The following is a 22,799-nucleotide window of genomic DNA, read 5'->3' on the forward strand; positions in this document are numbered from 1 at the left end:
CTCATTATAGCGCGAACGGGGCGGAGCCCGGGTCAGCGCGCCGCGGTCACCCGCCAGATCGCGTTGCCGACGTCGTCCGCCACCAGCAGCGCCCCCGTGCGGTCCGCGATCACGCCGACCGGGCGGCCGTGCGCGTCGCCGTCCGGGGTGACGAAGCCGGTCAGTACGTCGACCGGCTTGGCCCCCTTCACCGGCCAGCCCGCCGCGTCGAACGGCACGAACACCACCTTGTAGCCCGACAGCGGCTTGCGGTTCCACGATCCGTGCTCGCCGACGAAGGCGCCGCGCGCGAAGCGGTCGCCCAGACGGGTCGCGTCGGCGAAGCTGAGCCCCAGCGCCGCGACGTGCGGCCCCAGCGCATAATCGGGACGCTTCACATACTGCTGCAGCTCGGGGTTCCGGGGCTCGACGCGCGGGTCGATATAGCCGCCCCAATAATACCACGGCCAGCCGAACTGGTCGCCCAGCTCCACCGCGGTGAGATAGTCGGGGACGAGGTCGGAGCCGAGCATGTCGCGCTCGTTGACCACGGTCCACAGCCGGTTGGTGCCGGGGACCAGCGCCATGCCATTGGGGTTGCGCAGCCCGGTGGCGAAGACGCGGAAGGTCTTCTCCCTGGGATAGACCTGGAGGATCGCGGCGCGGAACTTCTCGCGCGCCAGCCCGCCCTCGGCGACGTTCGAGGCCGAGCCGACCGAGACGTACAAGGTGCGCCCGTCCTCGGCGGGGATGACGTTGCGCGCCCAGTGGTTGGCGCCGCCGGGCAGCTTCACCACCAGCTCGGGCTTGGCGGTGATGCTGGTCGCCCCCTCGGTATAGGGCACGCGCACCAGCGCGTCGGTGTTGGCGACATAGAGCTGGCCGTCGAGCAGCGCCATGCCGAAGGGCGAGTGGAGCCCGGTGAGGAAGGCGGTGCGCGTCTCGGCGCGGCCGTCGCCGTCGGCGTCGCGCAGCAACGTCAGGCGGTCGGCCGAGGGCACGCCCGCGCCCGCCTTGCCGAGCAGGTGGCGCATCACCCAACCCTTGATCCCGCCGCCTTCGCGCGGCGGCGAGTTGGTCTCCGCCACCAGCACGTCGCCGTTGGGCAGGCGATACAGCCAGCGCGGATGGTCGAGCCCGGTGGCGAAGGCGGCGACGCGCAGCCCCGCGGCGGGGGTGGGCGCCTCGCCCGCCTTCCAGCCGATCGGGTCGGCGGTCTTCACCGTGGGCAGCGTCTGCTCGCGCGGCGGCGAGATGGTGGGGCGCGCGCCGCTCACCGCGGCGACGTCGAGGCGCGCCGCGTCGGGCCAGGCCAGCCAGGCGAAGGCGGCGATGCCGACGAGGACGAGGAGGCCGAGCACGGCGAGAATGTGTCTGCGCATGCGCCGAACTGTAGGGGCAAGCGCACGGCGGCGCCACTGGCGCGTGTGCGTTGCCCCGCCACGCCGCGCATGTAGGGTGGCGGTGACGGGGAGGGGCGGCGCGATGGCGGAGCAGGCGGATGGGGTCGACGGGGTCGCGCCGATCGATTCGCTGGGCGACCGGCCCGCGCGCGCACCCGATCACGAGACCGAGGCCGCGATCCTCTCGGTGCTCGCGCGCGACCTCGCCGATCGGCCCGGCGAGCTGCTCCAGCGGCTGACCGACCTGATCGTGGCGCACGGCGTCGCGGGCTCCGCCGGGGTCAGCCTGCGCGAGGCCGACCGCTTCCGCTGGGATGCGGTCGCGGGCGCCTGGGCGCACCAGCGCGGCGGCGGCATGCCGCTCGACGCGAGCCCGTGCGGGCTGGCGATCGCGCGCGACTCGGCGCTGCTGATCGAGCGACCCGAGCGGCTGTTCCCGGGTGGCGCGATCACGCCCGCCATCTGCGAGATCCTGCTGGTCCCCTTCCATGTCGCGGGCGAGGCGGCGGGGACCCTGTGGCTGCTCTCACACGATCGCGCGCGGCGGTTCGACCAGGAGGACGCGCGGCTGTTGCGCAGCCTCGCGCAATTCGCCGCCAGCGCGCTGGTGGTGCGCCAGCGCACCGCCGAGCTGGCGCGCAGCCGCGATCTGCTCCAGGCGACGATGGACGCCTCCACCGACATGATCCAGGTGTTCGAGGCGGTGCGCGACGAGAGCGGCGCGATCGTCGACTTCCATTGGCTGCTCAACAACCACACGTCGGAGAGCCGCTACGGCGAGGTGCGGGGGCAGAGCCTGTTGGAGCGCAACCCCGGCGTGGTGGAGGAGGGGATCTTCGACACCTTCCGCCACGTCACCGAGACGGGCGAGCCGCGCCAGGATGAGCGCCATTACGTCCACGAACAGTTCGACAGCTGGTTCCTCCAGACCGTCGTCAAGCTCAACGACGGCGTCGCCACCACCACCAAGGACATCGGCGCGTGGAAGAGCGCGCAGGAGGAGGTGCTGCGCCTGCGCGACGCCGCGGCGCAGGAGCAGGTGCGGCAGAGCGAGGAGCGGCTGCGCCAGTTCGGCGAGGCGTCGCACGACGTGCTGTGGATCCGCGAGGCGGCGACGCTGCGCTGGCACTATCTCACCCCCGCGTTCGAGACGGTCTACGGCCTGAGCCGCGACCGCGCGATCGCGGGCGACGAGGCGCGCAGCTGGCTCGATCTGGTCGACCCGGCCGACCGCGCGCTGGCCGAGGCGATGATGGCGCGTGTGCGCGGCGGCGAACACGTCAGCTTCGACTATCGCATCCGCCGCCCGGTCGACGGCGCGATCCGCTGGATCCGCGACACCGGCTTCCCGATCCGCGACGGCGCGGGCGCGGTGACGATGATCGGCGGCATCGGCGAGGACATCACCGACGCGCACGCCGCGGCGGAGACGGTACGGCGCAGCGAGGAGCGGCTGCGCAACGCGGTCGAGGTCGGCCGGCTCGGGCTGTGGGACTGGAACCTGCGCAGCGGCGAGGTGCATTGGTCCGACGAACATTATCGCATGGCGGGCTATGCCGTCGGCGCGGTGGTGCCGAGCTACGACGTCTGGCGCGAGCGGCTGCACCCCGACGATCGCGCCGGCGTCGAGGCCGCGCTCAGCGCGGCGGAGCGGGATCGCACCGAATATGCGCGGGAGTTCCGGATGATCCATCCGGACGGCGAGCTGCGCTGGCTGTCCGCGCGCGGGCGCTTCTTCTACGATCGCGACGGCCGGGCGGATCGGATGGTCGGCGCGATGGTCGACGTCACCGATCGGCGCGAATGGGAGGAGCGGCAGGCGGTGCTGATCGCCGAGCTCCAGCATCGCACGCGCAATCTCATGGGCGTGGTGCGCTCGATCGCCGACTCGATGGCGCGGACCAGCGTCAATTTCGCCGACTTCCGCGCGCGCTTCGCCGATCGGCTCGACGCGCTGGCCCGCGTCCAGGCGCTGCTGTCGCGGCTCAGCGACGTCGATCGGGTGACGTTCGACGATCTGCTGCGCACCGAATTGTCGGCGATGGGCGGCGCGGAGAAGGCGGTGCTGGACGGACCGGCGGGGGTGCGCCTGCGCTCGTCGACGGTGCAGACGCTGGCGCTGGCGCTGCACGAACTGGCGACCAACGCGGTCAAATATGGCGCGTTGGGCCAGCCCGCGGGGCAGTTGACGGTGAGCTGGCGGATCGAGCCGGCGAGCGCCGCGGCGCGTCCCTGGCTCCATATCGACTGGCGCGAGCGCGGGGTGGTGATGCCCGCGGCGGAACCGGACGGCGGCGCGGCCGCGCGCGGCGGCGGGCAGGGGCGCGAGCTGATCGAGCAGGCGCTGCCCTATCAGCTCGGCGCGCGCACGCACCATGCGCTCGAGCGCGACGGCGTCCATTGCACCATCGCCATCCCGATCTCGGCCAGCGGCAGGGAGGAATGACCGCGGCACGGCGCGCTTCGATCGCGGCGCTGACCGGCGGCGCGAGCCGATCGCGGGCCGTGCTCGTTTGCGATCTCTGGCGTGTGATCGATCGAAGCGGGGACGTGCTCCGGCGAACGCCGGAGCCCAGTGCCGCGAGGATCACGTTCGCCGCACTGGGCGCCTGCCGGCGCAGGAGCACGCGCGTGCTTCAAAGGTGGCGGATCATATCCGAGGTGGGCCGTCGACGTGGGGGGCACGCCGACGACCCCCGACCCAGCTGCCATCGGGCGACCCGAAGGGCTCACTCGGTCGGTAGCATGGGGAGCGGCGCGCCACTCCCGAACCGTCGACCGCGACGCTAGGCCATCGCGCCCGCGCGGGGCAAGCCTGGCGGCACCGCCCGCCGCACGCTTCGTCGCGCCGGCCTCAGGCCTCGACGTCCTCCGGTTCCGGCACGGGGGGATGCAACCGCAGCCGATTGATCCGGCGCGAGTCGGCGTCGACCACCTCGATCCGCCACCCGCTCGGGTGATCGACGCACTCGCCCGCCTCGGGCACACGCCCGGCGAGCACCGCGGCGAGGCCGCCGATCGTGTCGACGTCGCTCTCCGCCTCGGCGAGCCGCGCGTCGACGGTCTCGCCGACGTCCTCCAGCTCGACGCGCGCGTCGGCCTCCCAGGCGCCGCCGTCGAGCGGGACGAGCAGCACCTCGGGCGCGTCGTCATGCTCGTCCTCGATCTCGCCGACGATTTCCTCGATCAGGTCCTCGATCGTCACCAGCCCCTCGGTGCCGGAATATTCGTCGAGCACCACCGCGAGGTGGATGCGCGACTGGCGCATGTCGGCGAGCAGGTCGAGCGCGCCGCGGCTCATCGGCACGTACAAAGGCTGGCGGATCAGCGCCGCGATCGTCGCGGGCGGCTCGCCGCCGCGCGCGAGGATCGCGAATACGTCCTTGATATGGACCATGCCGATGATGTGGTCGAGGTTCTCGCGGTACACCGGCAGGCGACTCACCCCCGCCTCGGCGAACACCTCCACCAGATGCGCGAAGCTGGTGGCCTCCTCGACGGCGACCACGTCGGCGCGCGGCACGCCGATCCCGCCGGCGTCGCGCTCGCTGAAGTGGAGCAGGTTGCGCACCATCTGGCGCTCGAGCGGGGTGAGATCGCCCTTCAGATCGGGCGCCGGGTCTTCCTCGTAGCGGTCGATCGCCTTCTCGAGCACCTCGCGCAGCGTCGCCTCGTGCGGTTCGCCGAAGATGAGGTTGCGCAGGCCCGACCAGATGCCGGGTTCGTGATGGTGGTCGCCGCTACCGGCGCTACTTCGGTCGTCGGCCATCGCCGTTCGTCAGTCCTCGCGTATGAGATAGGGGTCGGCGACGCCGAGGTCGGCGAGCGCGGCGCGCTCGATCTCCTCCATCGCGTCCCCCTCTTCGTCGGTCATGTGGTCATAGCCTAGCAGATGCAAAGTGCCGTGCACCACAAGGTGGGTGAAATGATCGCCGACCGCGATCCCGCGCTCCGCCGCCTCGCGCGCGCAGACGCCGTGCGCGAGCACGATGTCGCCGAGCAGCAGTTCGCCGTCGTCCGAGTTCTGGCTCACGGTGGCGAGCAGGTCGGGCTGCACCATCGGGAAGGACAGCACGTTGGTAGGCTTGTCCTTGCCGCGATACTGGCGGTTGAGCGCGTGGACCTCGGCGTCGTCGGTGAGCCGCACGCTCACCTCCACCGCGGCGCGGGTGGTGAGCAGCTCGCCGTGCGGGGTGTGTGCCACCGCGGCGCGGGCGGCGGCGAGCGCGCGTTGCTCCCACGCCTCGTCGGGCCAGGGTTCCTCGCGGGTGAGTTCGACGTGGATCATGTCAGGCGAGGTCCGTGTGCGAGAAATCGTCGCCCCTGTAGAGCAGGGCGGCATGGTGTGTCGCGGCGCAGGCATAAGCGAAACAATCGCCCATGTTGAGTTGGGCGGGGTGGCCGGTGCCCTTGCCGTAACGGGCGTGGGCCGCGATCGCCGCGACCGTCTCCGCCTCGCCGATCGTGACGAGATCGACCGCGAAGTCGTGCAACAGCGTCGACAGTTCCGCATAGGCGACGTCGATCGGCACGCGGCGCTTGTGCGCCACCGCACGCGCCGTCTCCCAGAGCGCGATCGGCGAGGAGAGCCGTCGCTCGGCCGCGCCGAAGTCGGCCTCCAGGTCGCGCGCGTCCGGCTCCCCCGTCGCGATCGCCACCAGCGCGGAGGCGTCGATGAAGACGGTCAACCGTCGTCCTCGTCGTTGAGCGAGTCGTAGAACGCCTTGTCCGCCTCGCGCCCGGTCGGCTCTCCGAGCGGATGCGCGGCCCGCCACGCATCCAGCCGTTCGTGGATGCTGCGCCCTCGCTCCGCCCTCAGCGCGTCGCGTCGGTGCAGCAGTGCGTCATGTACCGCCGCGGTCTTGGTGACGTGCAGCAGCTCCGCCACCTCGCGTGCCAGGTCAGCGGTCTCGTCGTTCTTGATATACAACGCACCCATGATGCCTCCGTATATCCCATCTAGATAAGAAGGATATCCTGCCGCATCAAGCCTCGCGGCCCTCATAGGCCTCCACGATCCGCCCGACGATCGGATGGCGCACCACGTCGCCCGCGGTGAAGCGGCACAAGGAGATGCCCTCCACGCCCTCCAGCCGGAAGGTCGCGTCGGCCAGCCCGCTCGCGGCGACGCCGCCGGGCAGGTCGGTCTGGTTGGGATCGCCGCAGATCACCATCCGGCTGTTCTGGCCGAAGCGGGTGAGGAACATCTTCATCTGCGCCGGCGTGGTGTTCTGCGCCTCGTCGAGGATCACGAAGGCGTCGGCCAGCGTGCGGCCGCGCATGAAGGCGATCGGCGCGATCTCGATCTCGCCGCTGGCGATGCGGCGCTCGACCTGCTCGGCGGGGAGGCAGTCGTGCAGCGCGTCGTACAGCGGGCGGAGATAGGGATCGACCTTCTCCTTCATGTCGCCGGGCAGGAAGCCGAGCTTCTCGCCCGCCTCCACCGCCGGGCGCGACAGGATCAGCCGCTGCACGCTGCCCGAGATCAGCTGCGACACCGCCTGTGCCACCGCGATATAGGTCTTGCCCGTTCCCGCCGGGCCGAGCGCGAAGATCATCTCGTGCGAGGTGAGCTCGCGCATGTAATGCGCCTGCGCGGGGGTGCGCGGCACGATCGTCTTCTTGCGCGTGCGGATCATCACCGAGGGCGCGCCGCTGCCCGAATCGGCGCGGATGATGCCGTCGAGCACCGGCTCGGCCGCCATCGCGATCGCGGCGTCGACTAGCCCCGTGTCGACCTCCTCGCCGCGCTGGATGCGGTGATACAGATCGTTGAGCGTGTCGCGCGCGAGCGCCACCTGCTCGGCGGTGCCCTCCAGCCCGACGCGGTTGCCGCGCGCGGTGATATAGACGCCGAGCCGGTTCTCGAGCGCCACCAGATGCTGGTCATATTGGCCGAACAGCTGGCTGAGCAGCTGGGGCTTGTCGAACAACAGCTCGACGCGGGAACGCTCGCCGGATTGGGCGGGAACGGGCTTTCGGCTCATGCGGCTCCTTGCACGGCACGGAACATGCCGCTGTTGGCTCGAGATAGGCGCGGTCGGTCGCGGCGCAATGGCATGGGGCGAGTGTGGCAGCGGCAACGCCCGGCGAACAAGCGGAATCGCACGCCGTTCTAGCCGAGCGCGAGGGGCGCCGGCGTGCCAGCGCGGTACGCCAGCGCGGGCGCGGCGAAGGGGAAATTGTGGCGCGCCAGCGCGGCGAGCTGGCGGCGCAGCTCGACATGGAGCGACTCCGCGGCGGCGCGCCCCGCGGCATCGACCAGCCAGGGCTCGGCGACGATCAGCCCGGTCGGGGTGATGACCAGCGCCGCGCCGACGCGCACCAGCCGGCGTCGCACCGTCGCCTCGGGCAGATGCAGCGCCGCCGCGACCGCGCGGGCGCGCACCGGCCGCAGCAGCGCCGCGGCGGGCGGCGTGTCCAGTGCGGCGCTGCGCCGCGCCAGCGCCGCATCGGCGAGCAGCAAAGCGGCATTGCCCCCCAACAGCGCCGCGACCAGCACGCGGTCGAGCGGGCGCGCCAGTCGCGGCAGGTCCGCCACCGCCGCGGCGAGCGTCAGGTCGGCGACGACGCACAGCCCGGTCGCCCAGTCATAGTCGCGCGCCGCAGGGGGTGGCGCCGCGGGGAGCTCGACCAGCGCCGCCGCGCGCTCCACCGTGGCGACCATCAGGTCATGCGCGCGCGTCAGCGCCGCGGCGAGCACCGGATGGTCGAGCGGCGAGCCCGCGACGACGATCCCGCCACCGACGCGCCGGCACCAGCCCGCCGTGCCGAGCGCGGCGACGTGGCGGCGCGCGGTCTCGAACGGCATCCCCAGCGCCTCGCTCAGCCCCAGCACCGGGGTGGGGCGCGCGCCGTCGAGCGTGCGTCGCAGCAGCAGCAGGTACAGCAAGGCGCGCTCCACCCGCCCACCGAGCACCGGGGCAAGCGCCGCGACGACCGCGGCGAGCAGCGCCGCGAGCAGGTAGCGCACCGCGCGCGCCGGGTTGGGGGGAACGATCACGCGCGCAGCGTCGCGCGCCGCCGCGCGCGCGTCCAGCGCAGCGCGCCGGGGTGGGTCAGCGCGGCGCGCGCAGCCCGCCCGCCATCAGCTCGAACGCCGCGACCGCGCGCGGCAGCGTCGCGTCGGGCGAGTCGCTGGCGGCGACCCATAGCGCGGCGTTGAGCGCCGCCCCATTGAGCAGCCGCGCCGCCGCCTCGACATCGACGGGGCGCATCACGCCCTCGGCGATCAGCGCCGCGATCGCGGTGCGCGTGTCGGCGAGGCACGCGTTCTGGCTCGGCCAGCGCGACGGGTCGCCGAGGAAGGCGGGACCGTCGAGCAGGACGATGCGGCGGACCTCGGGATCCAGCGCCATCGCGATATAGGCGGCGGCCTCGGCGAGCAGCGCCGTCCAGCGATCCGGCGCGGCCGCCGCGGCGGAGCGCGCGCGCGCCGCCATCTCGCCGTCGACCTGCGCGACGACGGCGGCGAGCAGCCCGCGCTTGTCGCCGAAATTATGGTAGAGCGCGCCGCGCGTCAGCCCCGCTGCCGCGGTCAGCTCGTCCATCGACGCCGCGGCGAAGCCGTCGCGCGCGAACGCGGTACGCGCCGCCGCGAGCAGGCGCGCGCGATTGGCCTCCATCGTCTCCGCCCGCCGACCCGCCGCCATCGCTCGCCCTCCATATACGTCGCGTATGTGAGTTGACATACAGAGCGTATGTGACCATCTTCGCGCTCACATGCAATGCGCTGACGGCGGCTTGCCCCGTCGCTGGCGCGCGCGACAGGAGAAAGATCATGGCCAAGCGCGACACCGTCTATCCGCCCGAGCGCCACGCGCTCTACGACACGCACGGCTATTCGCCGGCGGTGCGATCCGGCGAGCTGCTGTTCGTCTCGGGGCAGGTGGGCAGCCGCGACGATGGCGCGCCCGAGCCCGCGTTCGACGCGCAGGTGCGCCGCGCCTTCGCCAATCTGGAGGCGGTGCTCGGCGCCGCGGGCTGCGGCTGGGACGACGTGATCGACGTCACCACCTTCCACACCGATCCGGAGCGCCAGTTCGACACGGTGCTCGCGGTCAAGCGCGACGTGTTCGACGCCAAACCCTATCCCACCTGGACCGCGGTGGGGGTCAATTGGCTCGCGGGGTTCGACTTCGAGATCAAGGTGATCGCGCGCATCCCCGGGTGAGGGCCGGCGCGCGCGGTCAGCGCCGGCCGCCGCGCACCAGCATCGGCGCCGCGCCGGTGCGGCCGTTCATGTTCGTCGACATCGTCGGGCGGCGGCCTGGTGCCCCGTCCCGCGCGCGCTGCCACGCCGCCCACTCGGCCTCGTTCATACACCGCCGCTTGAGCAAGCTGTCCGAACCGGGCACCTGCCGGCAGGTCACCTTGCCCCCGGGCGCACGGCGCGGTGCGTCGGCCTGGTCGATCTCCACGCCGGTCACGGCGGCCAGCGCCAGCAGAGTCACGATCATGTTCCACTCTCCCGTCGACGCGAGGCGACCGTCCTGCCGGGGCGATGCATCGCGATGTCAGTGAGATAGGACGCCGCGATCGTCCCCGCCACGGTGATTGGAACCGTCGCGGTGCGATCGCCTCAGGCGGCGTCGCGCAGCGTCGCCACGCCGGTGAGCGAGTTCGGTCCCGCCGCCGCCAGCGTCACCTCGACCAGATCGCCGATCTTATGGTCGCCGACGAGATGGACCGACTGGAGCCACGGCGACTTGCCGAGCCACTGGCCGGGCAATTTGCCGCGGCGCTCGATCAGCACCGCGCAGCGCCGCCCGACCGAGGCGGCGTTGAAGGCGGCCTGGTCGCGGTTGAGCGCCGCCTGCAGCCGCTGCAGCCGCTCGTCCATCACCTCCGCCGGCACCGCCGCGGCGAGGTCGGCGGCGGGCGTGCCCGGGCGCGGCGAATATTTGAAGCTGAACGCCTGCGCATAGCCGACCCGGTCGACCAGCCGCAGCGTCTCGGCGAACTCGGCCTCGGTCTCGCCCGGGAAGCCGACGATGAAGTCGCCCGACAGCGCGATATCGGGCCGCACCGCGCGGACGCGGTCGAGCAGGTGGAGATAGCCGTCCACCGTGTGCGCGCGGTTCATCGCCCGCAGCACGCGGTCGCTGCCCGCCTGCACCGGCAAATGGAGGAACGGCATCAGCGACTCGACGTCGCGGTGCGCCTCGATCAACCCCTGCGCCATGTCGTTGGGATGGCTGGTGGTGTAGCGGATCCGTGCCAGCCCTGGCAGGCGGTCGAGCGCGAGGATCAGGTCGTGCAGCCCGCGCCCGTCGTCACTCCAGGCGTTGACGTTCTGCCCCAGCAACGTGATCTCGCGCGCGCCGGCGTCGACCAGCGCGCGCGCCTCGTCGAGGATCGCCGCATAGGGCCGGCTTACCTCGGCGCCGCGCGTGTAGGGCACGACGCAATAGGTGCAGAATTTGTCGCAGCCCTCCTGCACGGTGAGGAAGGCGCTCGCGCCGACGCGGCGCCGCGCCGGCAGATGCGCGAACTTGGACGCGAGCGGCATGTCGGTGTCGAGCGCGGCCTCGCCGGAGGCGGCGCGCGCGACCAGGCCGGGCAGGTTGTGGTACGACTGCGGGCCGACCACCACGTCGACCTTGGCGCGGCGCACGATCTCCTCGCCCTCGGCCTGCGCGACGCAGCCCGCCACCGCGATCATCGGCGCGTCGCTGCCGCGCTCGCGCGCGCGCTTGCGCAGCCGGCCGATGTCCGAATAGACCTTCTCGGTCGCCTTCTCGCGGATGTGGCAGGTGTTGAGCACCACCAGGTCGGCGGCGTCGGCGTCCGCGGTGCTGACCAGCCCCTCGGCCGCCATCAGCTCGGCCATGCGCTCGCCGTCATAGACGTTCATCTGGCAGCCGAACGACTTGACGTGGAAGGTCTGGGGCGGGGTCTTGGCAGTCACGGACATGGCGCGCGCTCTATCGGAAACGCGGTCGCCTCGCTACCCGCGGCCAGGATGCGGCGGCGTGCCTCGGCGGCGATCGCCTTGCGGTCGCCGCTGGGCGCGAAGGGTTCGAGGAAGTGCAGCGTCGCCACGAACGTGCCGCGCCGGGTGAGCACGCGGCGCGCGTGCGCGGTGCCGGGTTCGTCGCCGACCCAGGCGAGCGCGCGCGCGGCGGGCTCATAGTCGATCCGCACCGGCTGCACCATCAGGCGGGGCGGCGGCGGGTCGAGCGCGGCGAGCAGCGCGGCCTTGAACGGCAGCAAGGTCGCACCGTCGCCGGTGGTGCCCTCGGGGAAGATCGCGACTGGCTGGCCGCGGGCGAGCGCGGTGCGCAGCGCGGCGACCTGGTCGGCGACGCCGAGCCGGTCGCCGCGGCGGACGAAGACGGTGCGGTTGAGCGTGCTCAGCCAGCCGACCAGCGGCGCCGCGCGCAGCTCGGCCTTGGCCACGAAGGCGCAGCCGCTGGCGCCGGCGAGCAGAAGGATGTCGAGCCAGCTGAGATGGTTGGCGAGCAGCACCGCGTCGCGTCGCCGCGGCGTGCCGAGGACGCGCACGCGCGCGCCGAACAGCCACGCCGAGACGCCGAGGAACCGCCGCGGCCAGGGCGAGCGCGCGCGCACCAGCCGCCACAGGCCGTGGAGCAGCAGCGCGAGCAGCAGCCAGGCGACCAGCGCGGCAAGGCGGAGAGAGGCGATCACGCGGGGGGCGGGAGGGAGACGGGCGGTTCCATGGCTCTGATGTTCCCCGGCGAAGGCGGGACCGTCGCGAACGTCACGCGACCATCGTCATCCCGGCCTCGCGCCGGGATCCATGGCGCCGCGAAAGCGACGCCGGTGGCTCTCGCGGCGCGATGGATCCCGGGTCAAGCCCGGGATGACGGCGTCGCAAAGGTCCAGCGGAGGTTGGGCTCCAGTCGAGCGGAGCTCAGCGTCGACAACCTCGGCCTTCCCCAACTGGGCCCCGGCCTTCGCCGGGGAACAGTAGGGAAGAACCCGCCTCACTTTTTGGCGAGCGAGACGCCGTACAATTCCATGCGGTGGTCGACCAGGCGGAAGCCGAGCCGCTCGGCGATCGCCTTCTGCAGCAGCTCCAGCTCGGGATCGACGAACTCGATCACCTTGCCGGTCTCGACGTCGATCAGATGGTCGTGATGCGCCTCGGGCGAGGGTTCGTAGCGCGCGCGGCCGTCGCCGAAATCGTGGCGGTCGAGGATCCCCGCCTCCTCGAACAGCCGCACCGTGCGATAGACGGTGGCGATCGAGATGCCCGGGTCGATCGCCGAGGCGCGGGCGTAGACTTTCTCCACGTCGGGATGATCCTCCGCCTCCGACAGCACGCGCGCGATGATGCGGCGCTGTTCGGTGATGCGGAGGCCCTTCTCCTGACAGAGCGCTTCGAGATCGATCTTGCGAGCCATGCCGCCCTATGTAGTGCGTCCGGCTTGTTGCGAAAAGCGCTAAGGACTCGCAACAAGCCGAATTGCGGCGATCACGGTGATCGCGGCGCCCGCGCGCGCCCGCGGACGAGCGCCCGGCACGCGCCATCGCCGCGCTTGCTCCGCCCGTGCGGCGCACCTACACAGCGGGCGAGGAGATGCCGCCCGTGACCTTCCGCTGGACTCTCGCCGCACCGATGCTGCTGGCGGCCTGCTCGACCCAGCCCGCGGTGCCCGACGCGAGCGAGGCCTATGTCCGGCTCGCCGCCATCCCCGGCCGCCCCGCGGCGGGCTATTTCCTGCTCCACGGCGGCGCCAAGGACGCGGTGCTGGTCGGGGCGGAGGCGCCCGGCGCGGCGCGCGCCGAACTCCACACCAGCCGGCGGACCGGCAACGGCATGGCGTCGATGGACTCGATCGCGCGCGTCGCCGTCCCCGCGCGCGGCCGCGTCGCCTTCGCGCCGGGGGGACAGCACGTCATGCTGTTCGGCCTGCCCGCCAGCGTCGCGCCGGGGTCGACGCTGCCGCTGACGCTGCGCTTCGCCGATGGCAGCGCGACGCTGGTCGCCGCGCGTGTGATCGCGGCGGGCGATGCCGCCCCGGAGTGACGGCGGCGTCCTCCCGCCCGCTCACCCCCGGTGAGACGGCGCTGGCGCGCTCGGTCTACGGCGATTCGATCGATTACGCCGCGGTGCGGCTCGCCCGGCGCACCTGGGCCTTCTTCCAGCCGCGACACGTCGTCATGGCGCCGCGCGGCACGATCCACTTCCACCCGCGTGGCGCGCTGTGGCGGGAGGATTTCGCCGACGCGCCGCTCGGGCTGCAGGGTCTGCTGATCCACGAGCTGTGCCACGTCTGGCAGCACCAGCGCGGCGTGTGCCTGCCGCTCGCGCGCCATCCGTTCTGCCGGTACCATTATACCATCCACCCGGGCTGGCCGCTCGAGCGCTACGGGCTGGAGCAGCAGGCGGAGATCGTGCGCCACGCCTTCCTGCTGCGCCGCGGCGCCCCCGTCGCCGGTGCGCCCGAACTCGCGCGCTACGAGTCGATCCTGCCGTTCGGCACGGGGTGAGGGGGCGGCCGCGGTCGTGTCGGCCCGGCGTTACCCTGCCGTCATCCTGAACTCGTTTCAGGATCCACGGTGCCGCGCACTCATACGCGGCGGCGCCCGCGGGCCGGTGGATCCTGAAACCAGTTCAGGATGACGGCAGGGAGGTTGAGCGGACGTCGCGCCGCTCGCCCGCCCCGCTGTACCTCCACCCCGCCCGCTCCCCACCGCGGGTCAGCCGTCGCTTGTGACCCTCACCGTCCCCCGCCTACATGCGAGCCGATCGCAATAACCGACATGGGGGACGTCCGAATGACATCACATGCGCGCGCGCTCGGCGCCGCGCTGCTGGCCGGCGCGTGCCTCGCGGCCGCGCCGGCGCGCGCGGGCGAGGGCATGTTCTCGCGCCTCTACACCACCGATCTCACCCCCAAGGGCCATGTCGAGGTGGAGCAGGTGATCCGCGAGCGCGTCGGCCGCCGCTTCGGCCATTATGACGCCACCGACCTGCGCAGCGAGCTGGAGGTCGGCGTGACCGACGATCTCCAGGCCTCGCTGTACGTCAGCTCGAACCGGATGCACGCCACCGCCGCCCCCGACGACGACGACCCGCACGCCGACACCGGCTTCACCCGGCACCGCTTCTCGCCGCAGAGCGTGTCGGCCGAGTTCGTCTATCGCGCGCTCAGCCCGTACAAGAACAAGGGCGGCTGGGGTCTCGCCCTCTACATCGAGCCCGAATACGACTTCCGCGACCTTCACAACGGCCTGCGCTACGCGCCGGGGACGTTCGAGCTGGAGACGCGCGCGATCGTGCAGAAGAACTTCGCCGAGGATCGCGTGATCGTCGCGTACAACCTCGTGCTGGAGGCCGAGTCGATCCGCTTCGCCGGGCGCGACGAGACCAACAGCGAGCTCGACTGGAACAACGAGCTGGGCGTCACCGCGCGCGTCGCGCCCCAGCTCTTCCTCGGCGCCGAGTTCCGCAACCACAACGAATACGGCAATTTCATCCACCACGAACATTCGGTCTATTGGGTCGGGCCGACGCTCCACGTCGCGGGACAGCACGGCTGGGCGACGCTCGGCTGGCTCCACCAGGTCGCGGGCAACCCAGGCTATGACGAAGACGGGCGCGACATCGGGCGTCACCTCTTCCTGCGCAGCCACGAGCGCGACGAGGTGACGCTGAAATACGGCATCCCCTTCTGAGGACCGCCGAGGATGCGCTGCCGCTTCGTCCTGCTCGCCGCCGCACCGGCGCTGGCGAGCCCCGCCTGGTCGACCGTCTATCTGACGGTCGACCAGGCCAAGACCGCTCTCTTCCCCGGAGTCGCGCTGGTGCGCGACGATCGCACGCTCAGCGATGCGCAGGCGGCGGCGATCCGTTCGCGCTCGGGGGTGAGCGTCCATTCCCGCGACGTGCATAGCTGGCGTGCCCCCGACGGCGCGCGGCTGATCGTCGACCAGGTGCTGGGCACGCACGAGACGATCACGCTCGCGCTCGCACTCGATCCGGCGGGGGCGGTGCGGGGGCTCGAGATCCTCGACTATCGCGAGAGCTACGGCGGGCAGGTCCGCGATCCCGCGTGGCGCGCGCAATTCACCGGCAAGCGCGACGGCGCGCCGCTGGAGCTGGGGCGCGACATCCGCAACAATTCGGGCGGCACGCTCTCCGCGCGCCACGTCGCCGACGGGGTGCGGCGCTTGCTCGCCACCGAGCGGATCGTCTTTGCGCAGCATTGAGCGCGCGCGCCCGCTGCTGGGGACGATCGTCGCGGTGCGCGCCGAGGGGCACGGCGATCCGGCGAGCGCGGTCGAGGCGGCCTTCGCTGCCGTGGCGCGGGTCGAGCGACGGATGAGCGCGTACCGCGAGGACGGCGACCTCGCCGCGGTGGCGCGGCTGCGCGCGGGCGAGCGCGCGGCGGTGGACCCGCTCACCGCGCGCTGCCTGTGGCTCGCGCTGGCGCTGGCGCGGGCGAGTGAAGGGGTGTTCGACCCGGTGGTGGCGACGGCGCGGCGCGGGGGCGGGGCGGGCGGTCAGGCGGGGCCGTGCTGGCGCGACGTCGCGCTCGGGCGCGGCGGGGTGACGGTCCGCCGTGCGCTCCGGCTCGACCTCGGCGGGGTGGCCAAGGGGTTCGCGGTGGACCGCGCGGTCGCCGCGTTGCGCCGCGCCGGGGTGGCGAGCGGGGCGGTCGACGCGGGGGGCGACCTGCGGCTGTTCGGCGCGGACGACTGGGTCGCGCTCGCGCCGAGCCATGCCGCGCCGCCCGCGGCGATCCGGCTCGGCGACGGCGCGCTGGCCAGCAGCGACGTCGCCGCCGCGACGGCCGACCGCGGCGCCCCGCAGCACCGGCACCCCGCGACCGGCACCGCGCTCGCGCCCGGTTTCGCCAGCGTCGCGGCGTCGCGCTGCGCGGTGGCGGACGCGCTGACCAAGATCGTGCTGGCGCGCGGTGCCGCGGCGGCGCCGCTGCTCGCGCGGCTGGGCGCGCGCGGCTTCCTCCACCGGCCGGGCGGAGACTGGCAGGAGATCGCCGCGTGACGCGCGGGCTGCGACGCGTCGTGCTGGCGGTGCTGGCGACGATATGGACGAGCGGGGCGGCGTGGCTGCTGCTCCACCATTGCGGCCAGCGCGCCGGCGACCTCGGCCCCGAGCCGAGCCCGGCCGAGCCCTGGGCGCTGCGGCTCCACGGCGTGGCCGCGACCGCGACGGTGGCGCTGCTCGGGCTGCTCTACGGCCTCCACGTCGCGCCAGGGTGGCGCGCGCGGCGGCGGCGCTGGTCGGGCGGGGCGGTGTTCGCGGCCGGGGTCGCGCTCGCGCTGAGCGGCGACCTGCTCTATTATCTCGCCGACGAGGACGCGCGCGCGGCGGTGGCGCTGGCGCATTGGGCGGTCGGCCTCGCGACGCTGCCGCTGTTCGTGGCTCACCGGTGGCGGCGGATCGCTTCCTGCGCCGACGGTCGGACGCGGCGGGGCTCAGGCGGCGGGGGCTAGGGTCTGCCTCACCTTGGTTGAGCCGTGCTCCTGCGGAAGCAGGAGCCCAGAGCCACGAGCGTCACGTCTGCGGCACTGGGCTCCTGCTTCCGCAGGAGCACGGTTCAACCGGGATGAACCACACCTCAGGGTCGTCGCATCGCCACGGCGTCGAGCAGCAGCTTCTCGTGACGACCGACGATCGCGGTGAAGACCGTCGGGTCGCCGAGCGCGCGCGACAGGATGATCGCGCCCTGGATCGCGCAGACGGTCTCCTCCGCGAGCGCGTGCGCCGCCGTCGGCGTCATCCCACCGCGTCCGAGACAGGCCGCCAGGACCGTGATCCACCGCGCGAAATAGCCGCGCACCTGATGCGCGAATGCGTCTCCCGAGGCGTCGAGGCTGATCCGGCCGACGAGGCACACGCGCTGGCCCGAACGGAAATATTCGGTCACCTGCTCGATCATCGCCCGGATCGCCCCCGGCGGATCCTCGGAGCGCTCGAGCGGGGCGAAGAGCTTCGTCTCGAACCAGCGGTCGATGTCGGCGAGCACCGCCGCCATCATCTCCTCCTTGCCCCCGGGGAAGAAGTTGTAGAGGCTGCCTTTGCCCAGGCCGGTGGCGTGCGAGAGGATCGCCAGGCTCGCCCCGTCGAAGCCGTGTTCGCGGAACGCCTCGGCCAGCGCGGGGATCGCGCCGGCACGATCGCTGAGGGGGCGCCTGGCGGTCAGAGGTCGAGCTCGCTGAGCGAGGGATGATCGTCCGGGCGGCGCCCGAGCGGCCAGTGGAACTTGCGCTCCGCCGCCGCGATCGGCCGGTCGTTGATCGAGGCGATGCGGCGCTTCATCAGGCCGTCGCGGTCGAACTCCCAATTCTCGTTGCCATAGGCGCGGTACCATTGCCCGGCCGCGTCGTGCCACTCGTAGGCGAAGCGGACGGCGATCCGGTCGCCGTCATGCGCCCACACTTCCTTGATGAGGCGATAGTCGAGTTCCCGCGCCCATTTGCGCGCGAGAAAGGCGACGATGGCCTCGCGCCCGACCAGGAACTCGCTGCGATTCCGCCAGACACTGTCGGGCGTATAGGCCAGCGATACCGTCACGGGGTCGCGGCTGTTCCAGGCATCCTCGGCCAGACGGGCTTTCTGCGCCGCCGACTCAGGCGTGTATGGCGGGACGGGGGGACGGGACATCAGGCACCTCCTCGCTATGTTGTACCGATCGGTACAACAGCGATCCCGCGGCGTCAACGGCCTGAACCGGCGGCGGGGTGGCGGCGCCTCAGCGCAGCAGCACCAGCTCCTCCGCCATGGTCGGGTGCAGCGCGACCGTGGCGTCGAACTGCGCCTTGGTCAGCCCGGCCTTCACCGCCACCGCGGCGGCCTGGATGATCTCGGGCACGTCGGGGCCGATCATGTGGATGCCGACCACCCGGTCGGTCTCGCCGTCGCACACCATCTTATAGAGCGCACGCTCGTCGCGCCCCGCCAGCACGTTCTTCATCGGGCGGAAGTCCGACGAATAGACCTTCACCGAGCCGAGCTTCTGGCGCGCCTGGCTCTCGGTCAGCCCCACCCCCGCGATCGGCGGGTGGCTGAACACCGCGGAGGGGACGCAATCATAGTCGACGCGCGTGTCCTTGCCGCCGAACATCCGGTCGGCGAAGGCCTGCCCCTCGCGGATCGCGATCGGGGTGAGCTGGATCCGGTTGGTCACGTCGCCCACCGCGTAGATCGACGCGCAGGTGGAGCGGCCCTCGTCGTCGACCGTCACCGCACCCTGCTCGTCCAGCTCGACCCCCGCGGTCTCCAGCCCCAGGCCGTGGGTGTTGGGGCGGCGTCCGGTGGCGAACATCACCATGTCGACGATCGCGGGCTCGTGCCCGCTCATGCTGACCTTGAGGCAGCCGTCGTCCATCTTCTCGATGCCCTCGAACGTGGCGTCGAAGCGGAACTCCAGCCCCTTCATCATGCTGATCTGCAGCAGCCGGTCGCGGATCTGCAGGTCGTAGCCGCGCAAGATCTCCTTGGTGCGGTTCATCAGGATGACGTGCGCGCCGAGCTGGTGGAAGATGCCCGCGAACTCGTTGGCGATATAGCCGGCGCCCGCGATCAGCACGCGCTTGGGCACCGAATCGAGGTGGAACGCCTCGTTCGAGGTGATGCCGTGCTCGTGCCCGGGGCAGGACGGGATCGCGGGATGCGCGCCCACCGCGATCAGGATCGTCCTGGCGCTGCGGGTGGTGCCGTCGCCGAGCGTCACCTCGTTGGGGCCGGACACGGTGGCGCGCTGGTGGATGATCTCGGCGCCGGCATTCTCCAGCGTGTGGGTGTAGGCGCCGTTGATGCGGTCGACCTCGCGCATGACATTGTCGCGCAGCCGCTCCCAGCTGAACGCGCAATCCTTGGGCACGTCCCAGCCGAAGTGGCGCGCGTCGCGCAGGTCCTCGGCGAAATGCGCGCCGTAGACGAGCAGCTTCTTGGGCACGCAGCCGCGGATCACGCAGGTGCCGCCGACGCGATATTCCTCCGCCACCGCGACGCGGGCGCCGTGCGCGGCGGCGACCCGCGCCGCGCGCGTGCCGCCCGAGCCCGCGCCGATGACGAAGAGATCATAATCGTAATCGGACATGGCGGCGGGCTCCGGCAGCGGCGAAGGTTGTCAATGTCGAGACGCGCGCGCGACCGCGGCGATCCGCGCCGCGCCCCGATCCGCGCCTGCTAGCAGCGCGCGCCGATTTAGGACAGGGCGGCGCGCGCCGCGACCGCGGATCGACGCCATCGCCTGCTCGCGTGGGTGCCCGTCGCGCCCCTGCCGCCGTCGCGTCGCCGGCGTGGCGGCCGGTGCGACCGCGCGCGGTTCAGCCCTCCCCGAAGGCGCGCTTGATCAGGTCCGCGGTGGAGGCGTCGAAGTCGCCGCCGCCCTTCGCCGCCGCCTTGGCCATCTCCTTGCCCAGCTCGACGCCGAACTGGTCGAACGAGTTGATCCCCAGCAGCACGCCGTTCACGAACACGCGATGCTCGTAGAAGGCGATCAGCGCGCCGAGCGTGCGCGCGTCGAGCCGGTCGAGCAGCAAGGTCGACGACGGACGGTCGCCGGGATAGCTGCGCGCCGGATCGTCGACCTGCTTGCCCGTCATCAGCGCCGCGCCCTGCGCGAAGGCGTTGAGCAGCAGCTGGCGGTGGTGCTCGGGCGGCAGCGTGTCGCCCGCCTCGATCACCGCGAGGAACTCGACCGGCACGAGGTGCGTGCCCTGGTGGAGCAGCTGGAACACCGCGTGCTGCGCGTCGGTGCCCACCCCGCCCCAGGTGATCGGCGCGGTCGGGCGGCCGACCGGCTGGCCGTCGACCGTCACGCCCTTGCCGTTCGACTCCATCTCGAGCTGCTGGAGATAGCTCGGCAGCAGCCGCAGCCGCTCGTCATAGGCGAAGGGCGCGCGCGTCTCGGCGTGGCGCACCTGGGTGTAATAGAGGTCGGCGAAGGCGGCGAGCGCGGGCGCGTTCTCGTGCAGCGCGGCGAGGCGGAAGTGGCGGTCCATCTCGGCCGCGCCCTCGAGCAGCTCCTCGAACTGGTCCCAGCCGAGCGCGATCGCGGCGGGGAAGCCGATCGACGACCACAGCGAGTAGCGCCCGCCCACACCCTCGGAGAAGGGCAGGATGCGGGTCTCGTCGACGCCCCATTCGATCGCCTTCTCGGGCGAGGCGGTCAGCGCGATCACGCGGCCGTACGGATCCTCGACGCCGGCGCCGGTCATCCACTGGATGACGCTCTCGGCGTTCATCATCGTCTCGGTGGTGGTGAAGGTCTTGGAGGCGACCACCAGCAACGTCGTCTCGGGATCGAAATCGTCGAACACGTCGTCCAGCGCCATGCCGTCGACGTTGGAGACGATCGCGACGTCGTAGCGGTCGCTGCCGCGGCCGAGCGCGTCGACCAGCAGGTGCGGCCCCAGCGCCGAGCCGCCGATGCCGACGTGGAGGATCGAGCGCACCGGGCCGAACGCCTCGGCCTCGATCGCATCGATCAGCCCGCGCATCCGCGCGTGGTACGAGGCCGCGCGCGCGACGCTCTCGGCCTTGCCCTCGCCGCGCTCGGCGGTGTGCTCGACCGGGCGATCCTCGGTGACGTTGACGTTGGCGCCCGCGAACATCGCCTCGCGCTTGCCCGCGAGATCGACCGACTTGGCCAGCGCCTCGAAGGCGGTGAGCGCCTCGGCGGTGAGGTGGGTCTTGGACCAGTCGAAGTGGATGCCGGCGACGTCGAGCGAGAGCCGCTTCAACCGATCCGGGTCGTTGGCGAAGAGCGCCTCGAGCCGCTCCTGCGGCAGCGCCTCGATCGTCGACCAGTCCGCCATGTCATCTGTCCTTCCGGCTGTCTCGTGTCGCGGCGCACAACGGGCCGCCGGCGCCAAGGCTCCGCTTGACGCGACGCGACGGTTGCGCGACGCGGTGCTTCATGGCCACCCCCACTGCCGCCGGCAAGCCCGCGCGTTCGGAAACCGCCGAGACGATCCGCTTCCTGCTGAAGCTGGCGCTGTTCGTCTTCGTGCTGCGCAGCTTCATCTTCTCGCCCTTCTCGATCCCGAGCGAGTCGATGCTGCCGCGGCTGCTGATCGGCGACTATCTGTTCGTCTCCAAGTGGAACTACGGCTACTCGCGCTGGTCGCTGCCATGGGGCGTGCCGCTGATCCCGGGACGGATCCTGGGACGCGACCCGACCCGCGGCGACACGGTGGTGTTCCGCTCGATGGGGCCGGACGACCATGACGTGATCAAGCGCGTGATCGGCCTGCCCGGCGACACGGTGCAGATGCGCAACGGCCAGCTGTTCCTCAACGGCCGCGCGATCCCGAAGCAGCGCGTCGCCGACTTCATCGTCCCGCTCTCGCCCAATTTCCCCGCGGAGAAATGCGGCGCGCGCTTCCAGGACAATGACGCGCAGGGGCGGCCGGTGTGCCGCTACCCGCGCTTCCGCGAGACGCTGCCGGGCGGGCGGAGCTACGACGTGCTCGACCAGGAGAATATCCCGGTCGCCGACGACACCGACGTCTACACGGTGCCCGCGGGCAACGTCTTCCTGATGGGCGACAATCGCGACGATTCGGCCGACAGCCGCTTCGCCCCGCCCGAGGGCATGGGCTATATTCCGATGGAGCGGATCGAGGGCAAGGCGGTGGTCACCTTCTGGTCGACCGACGGCTCGGCCGAGTGGATCAAGCCGTGGACCTGGGTCTCGGCGGCGCGCTTCAGCCGCATCGGGGAGGGCTTTTGAGCGACGCCGGCGACGACCTCGCCGGCTGGATCGAGGCGCAGTTCGAGGTTCGTCCCGACGATCTCGCCCCCTTCGTCCGCGCGCTGACCCACAGCAGCCACGCCGAGGGGCAGGCGGGCGGCAGCTACGAGCGGCTCGAGTTCCTCGGCGACCGCGTGCTGGGGCTGTCGATGGCGGAATGGCTGGTGGAGCTGTTCCCGAGCGAGCCCGAGGGGCAGCTCTCGAAGCGGTTCAACGCGCTCGTCACCGGCTCGGTGTGCGCCGAGGTGGCGCGCGAGATCGGCGCCGACGCGCGCGTGCGGCTCGGCAAGCAGGCGCGCGACGACGGCGCGCAGCATAGCGACAACGTGCTGGGCGACGTGGTCGAGGCGTTGCTCGGCGCGGTGTATCTCACCGCCGGGCTGGCGCCCGCGCGCGCGGCGGTGCGGCGGCTGTGGCAGGACAAGGTCCATGTCGAGGCGCGCGCGCCGCAGCATCCCAAGTCGGCGTTGCAGGAATGGGCCGCGGCCAACCGCCGTGCGGTGCCCGCCTACGCGATCGTCGAGCGCGCCGGGCCGGGCCACGCGCCGCGCTTCACCGTGCGCGCGACCGTGGGCAAGGACGAGATGCTCGCCGAGGGGACCAGCAAGCAGGAGGCCGAGACCGCCGCGGCCAAGGCGCTGCTCGCGGCGCTGTCGGCGCAGCCGGCCGCGCGGACCAAGCGGCGGCGCTGAGGCGCACGCCCCGGGGGCGCGCC

The 22,799-nt window shown here is 72.2% G+C and carries 26 protein-coding genes and 1 pseudogene; 10 read left to right on the plus strand and 17 right to left on the minus strand.

Annotated features, from left to right (window positions below; genetic code table 11):
- Positions 1–32 precede the first annotated feature (32 nt).
- Entirely contained in the window at positions 33–1,361 is a 1,329-nt protein-coding gene (locus tag EV292_RS08180; RefSeq protein ID WP_132908692.1) for a sorbosone dehydrogenase family protein, read from the minus strand.
- Between the two features lie 82 nt (positions 1,362–1,443).
- Between EV292_RS08180 and EV292_RS08185 the strand changes: the two genes are divergently transcribed.
- Positions 1,444–3,828 (plus strand): PAS domain-containing protein, encoded by a 2,385-nt coding sequence (locus EV292_RS08185; protein ID WP_165927054.1) that lies wholly within the window; start codon positions 1,444–1,446, stop codon positions 3,826–3,828.
- Between the two features lie 408 nt (positions 3,829–4,236).
- Here EV292_RS08185 and EV292_RS08190 read toward each other — a convergent pair whose 3' ends face one another.
- The 7 genes from EV292_RS08190 to EV292_RS08220 form a co-directional block, all read right to left on the minus strand.
- Positions 4,237–5,151, minus strand: a complete 915-nt coding sequence (locus EV292_RS08190; protein ID WP_132908694.1) for a hemolysin family protein — start codon at positions 5,149–5,151, stop codon at positions 4,237–4,239.
- Positions 5,152–5,160: 9 nt separating this feature from the next.
- Entirely contained in the window at positions 5,161–5,670 is a 510-nt protein-coding gene (ybeY, locus tag EV292_RS08195; RefSeq protein ID WP_132908695.1) for an rRNA maturation RNase YbeY, read from the minus strand.
- 1 nt (position 5,671) lies between these two features.
- Positions 5,672–6,070: a type II toxin-antitoxin system VapC family toxin gene (locus EV292_RS08200; protein WP_132908696.1), complete on the minus strand. Its 399-nt coding sequence runs from the start codon at positions 6,068–6,070 to the stop codon at positions 5,672–5,674.
- Positions 6,067–6,321: a type II toxin-antitoxin system VapB family antitoxin gene (locus tag EV292_RS08205; RefSeq protein ID WP_132908697.1), complete on the minus strand. Its 255-nt coding sequence runs from the start codon at positions 6,319–6,321 to the stop codon at positions 6,067–6,069. Before EV292_RS08205 ends, EV292_RS08200 begins: the two co-directional genes overlap by 4 nt.
- Before the next feature lie 46 nt (positions 6,322–6,367).
- On the minus strand, positions 6,368–7,369 hold the full coding sequence (locus tag EV292_RS08210; protein ID WP_132908698.1) for a PhoH family protein: 1,002 nt from the start codon (positions 7,367–7,369) through the stop codon (positions 6,368–6,370).
- Between the two features lie 128 nt (positions 7,370–7,497).
- On the minus strand, positions 7,498–8,385 hold the full coding sequence (locus tag EV292_RS08215) for a hypothetical protein (protein ID WP_132908699.1): 888 nt from the start codon (positions 8,383–8,385) through the stop codon (positions 7,498–7,500).
- Positions 8,386–8,440: 55 nt separating this feature from the next.
- Positions 8,441–9,034: a TetR/AcrR family transcriptional regulator gene (locus EV292_RS08220; protein WP_132908700.1), complete on the minus strand. Its 594-nt coding sequence runs from the start codon at positions 9,032–9,034 to the stop codon at positions 8,441–8,443.
- Between the two features lie 128 nt (positions 9,035–9,162).
- On the opposite strand from EV292_RS08220, the gene EV292_RS08225 reads away from it, so the two are divergent.
- Positions 9,163–9,555, plus strand: coding sequence for a RidA family protein (locus EV292_RS08225; RefSeq protein ID WP_132908701.1), 393 nt, complete (start codon positions 9,163–9,165; stop codon positions 9,553–9,555).
- 16 nt (positions 9,556–9,571) lie between these two features.
- On the opposite strand, the gene EV292_RS08230 is transcribed toward EV292_RS08225, so the two are convergent.
- The 4 genes from EV292_RS08230 to EV292_RS08245 all read right to left on the minus strand — a co-directional run bounded on the left by EV292_RS08230 (position 9,572) and on the right by EV292_RS08245 (position 12,751).
- Positions 9,572–9,841: a hypothetical protein gene (locus EV292_RS08230; RefSeq protein ID WP_132908702.1), complete on the minus strand. Its 270-nt coding sequence runs from the start codon at positions 9,839–9,841 to the stop codon at positions 9,572–9,574.
- Between the two features lie 122 nt (positions 9,842–9,963).
- On the minus strand, positions 9,964–11,298 hold the full coding sequence (gene miaB, locus EV292_RS08235; protein WP_132908703.1) for a tRNA (N6-isopentenyl adenosine(37)-C2)-methylthiotransferase MiaB: 1,335 nt from the start codon (positions 11,296–11,298) through the stop codon (positions 9,964–9,966).
- Positions 11,289–12,032: a lysophospholipid acyltransferase family protein gene (locus tag EV292_RS08240; RefSeq protein WP_132908704.1), complete on the minus strand. Its 744-nt coding sequence runs from the start codon at positions 12,030–12,032 to the stop codon at positions 11,289–11,291. Before EV292_RS08240 ends, miaB begins: the two co-directional genes overlap by 10 nt.
- Before the next feature lie 299 nt (positions 12,033–12,331).
- The gene (locus tag EV292_RS08245; RefSeq protein WP_132908705.1) at positions 12,332–12,751 is read right to left on the minus strand and encodes a Fur family transcriptional regulator; all 420 of its coding nucleotides are present in this window, start codon (positions 12,749–12,751) and stop codon (positions 12,332–12,334) included.
- 185 nt (positions 12,752–12,936) lie between these two features.
- On the opposite strand from EV292_RS08245, the gene EV292_RS08250 reads away from it, so the two are divergent.
- The 6 genes from EV292_RS08250 (at position 12,937) to EV292_RS08275 (ending at position 16,814) form a co-directional block, all read left to right on the plus strand.
- A complete protein-coding gene (locus EV292_RS08250; protein WP_243693661.1) occupies positions 12,937–13,377 on the plus strand; it encodes a copper chaperone PCu(A)C in 441 nt (146 codons plus the stop codon).
- Positions 13,374–13,841: a vgr related protein gene (locus EV292_RS08255; RefSeq protein ID WP_132908707.1), complete on the plus strand. Its 468-nt coding sequence runs from the start codon at positions 13,374–13,376 to the stop codon at positions 13,839–13,841. The genes EV292_RS08250 and EV292_RS08255 overlap by 4 nt, the downstream gene beginning before the upstream one ends.
- Positions 13,842–14,129: 288 nt before the next feature.
- The gene (locus EV292_RS08260) at positions 14,130–15,029 is read left to right on the plus strand and encodes a DUF6662 family protein (protein WP_132908708.1); all 900 of its coding nucleotides are present in this window, start codon (positions 14,130–14,132) and stop codon (positions 15,027–15,029) included.
- Positions 15,030–15,041: 12 nt separating this feature from the next.
- Positions 15,042–15,563 carry an FMN-binding protein gene (locus tag EV292_RS08265; RefSeq protein WP_132908709.1) on the plus strand — a complete coding sequence of 174 codons (522 nt, stop codon included), beginning with the start codon at positions 15,042–15,044 and terminating at the stop codon, positions 15,561–15,563.
- Positions 15,550–16,362: an FAD:protein FMN transferase gene (locus tag EV292_RS08270; RefSeq protein ID WP_165927055.1), complete on the plus strand. Its 813-nt coding sequence runs from the start codon at positions 15,550–15,552 to the stop codon at positions 16,360–16,362. The genes EV292_RS08265 and EV292_RS08270 overlap by 14 nt, the downstream gene beginning before the upstream one ends.
- The gene (locus tag EV292_RS08275) at positions 16,359–16,814 is read left to right on the plus strand and encodes a hypothetical protein (RefSeq protein WP_132908711.1); all 456 of its coding nucleotides are present in this window, start codon (positions 16,359–16,361) and stop codon (positions 16,812–16,814) included. The genes EV292_RS08270 and EV292_RS08275 overlap by 4 nt, the downstream gene beginning before the upstream one ends.
- Before the next feature lie 125 nt (positions 16,815–16,939).
- Here EV292_RS08275 and EV292_RS08280 read toward each other — a convergent pair whose 3' ends face one another.
- From EV292_RS08280 to pgi, 5 genes and pseudogenes are all read right to left on the minus strand, one after another.
- Complete coding sequence (locus EV292_RS08280; RefSeq protein WP_243693684.1) at positions 16,940–17,356, minus strand: TetR/AcrR family transcriptional regulator; 417 nt, start codon at positions 17,354–17,356, stop codon at positions 16,940–16,942.
- A pseudogene (locus EV292_RS23080) lies at positions 17,357–17,578 on the minus strand (TetR family transcriptional regulator); the annotation flags it as partial. It abuts the gene before it with no gap.
- Positions 17,521–17,985 carry a nuclear transport factor 2 family protein gene (locus EV292_RS08285; RefSeq protein ID WP_132908712.1) on the minus strand — a complete coding sequence of 155 codons (465 nt, stop codon included), beginning with the start codon at positions 17,983–17,985 and terminating at the stop codon, positions 17,521–17,523. The gene EV292_RS08285 and the pseudogene EV292_RS23080, both read right to left, overlap by 58 nt.
- 88 nt (positions 17,986–18,073) lie before the next feature.
- The gene (gene gorA / locus EV292_RS08290) at positions 18,074–19,423 is read right to left on the minus strand and encodes a glutathione-disulfide reductase (protein WP_132908713.1); all 1,350 of its coding nucleotides are present in this window, start codon (positions 19,421–19,423) and stop codon (positions 18,074–18,076) included.
- Positions 19,424–19,652: 229 nt separating this feature from the next.
- On the minus strand, positions 19,653–21,146 hold the full coding sequence (pgi, locus tag EV292_RS08295) for a glucose-6-phosphate isomerase (RefSeq protein WP_132908714.1): 1,494 nt from the start codon (positions 21,144–21,146) through the stop codon (positions 19,653–19,655).
- Positions 21,147–21,247: 101 nt separating this feature from the next.
- Here pgi and lepB point away from each other — a divergent pair, with 101 nt between their 5' ends.
- Together lepB and rnc are read left to right on the plus strand one after the other, a co-directional pair.
- Positions 21,248–22,063: a signal peptidase I gene (lepB, locus tag EV292_RS08300; protein ID WP_132908715.1), complete on the plus strand. Its 816-nt coding sequence runs from the start codon at positions 21,248–21,250 to the stop codon at positions 22,061–22,063.
- A complete protein-coding gene (gene rnc / locus EV292_RS08305) occupies positions 22,060–22,776 on the plus strand; it encodes a ribonuclease III (protein WP_243693662.1) in 717 nt (238 codons plus the stop codon). The genes lepB and rnc overlap by 4 nt, the downstream gene beginning before the upstream one ends.
- Positions 22,777–22,799: the final 23 nt, after the last annotated feature.

The sequence above is a fragment of the Sphingomonas sp. BK235 genome (genome assembly GCF_004345855.1).
Classification (GTDB): domain Bacteria; phylum Pseudomonadota; class Alphaproteobacteria; order Sphingomonadales; family Sphingomonadaceae; genus Sphingomonas.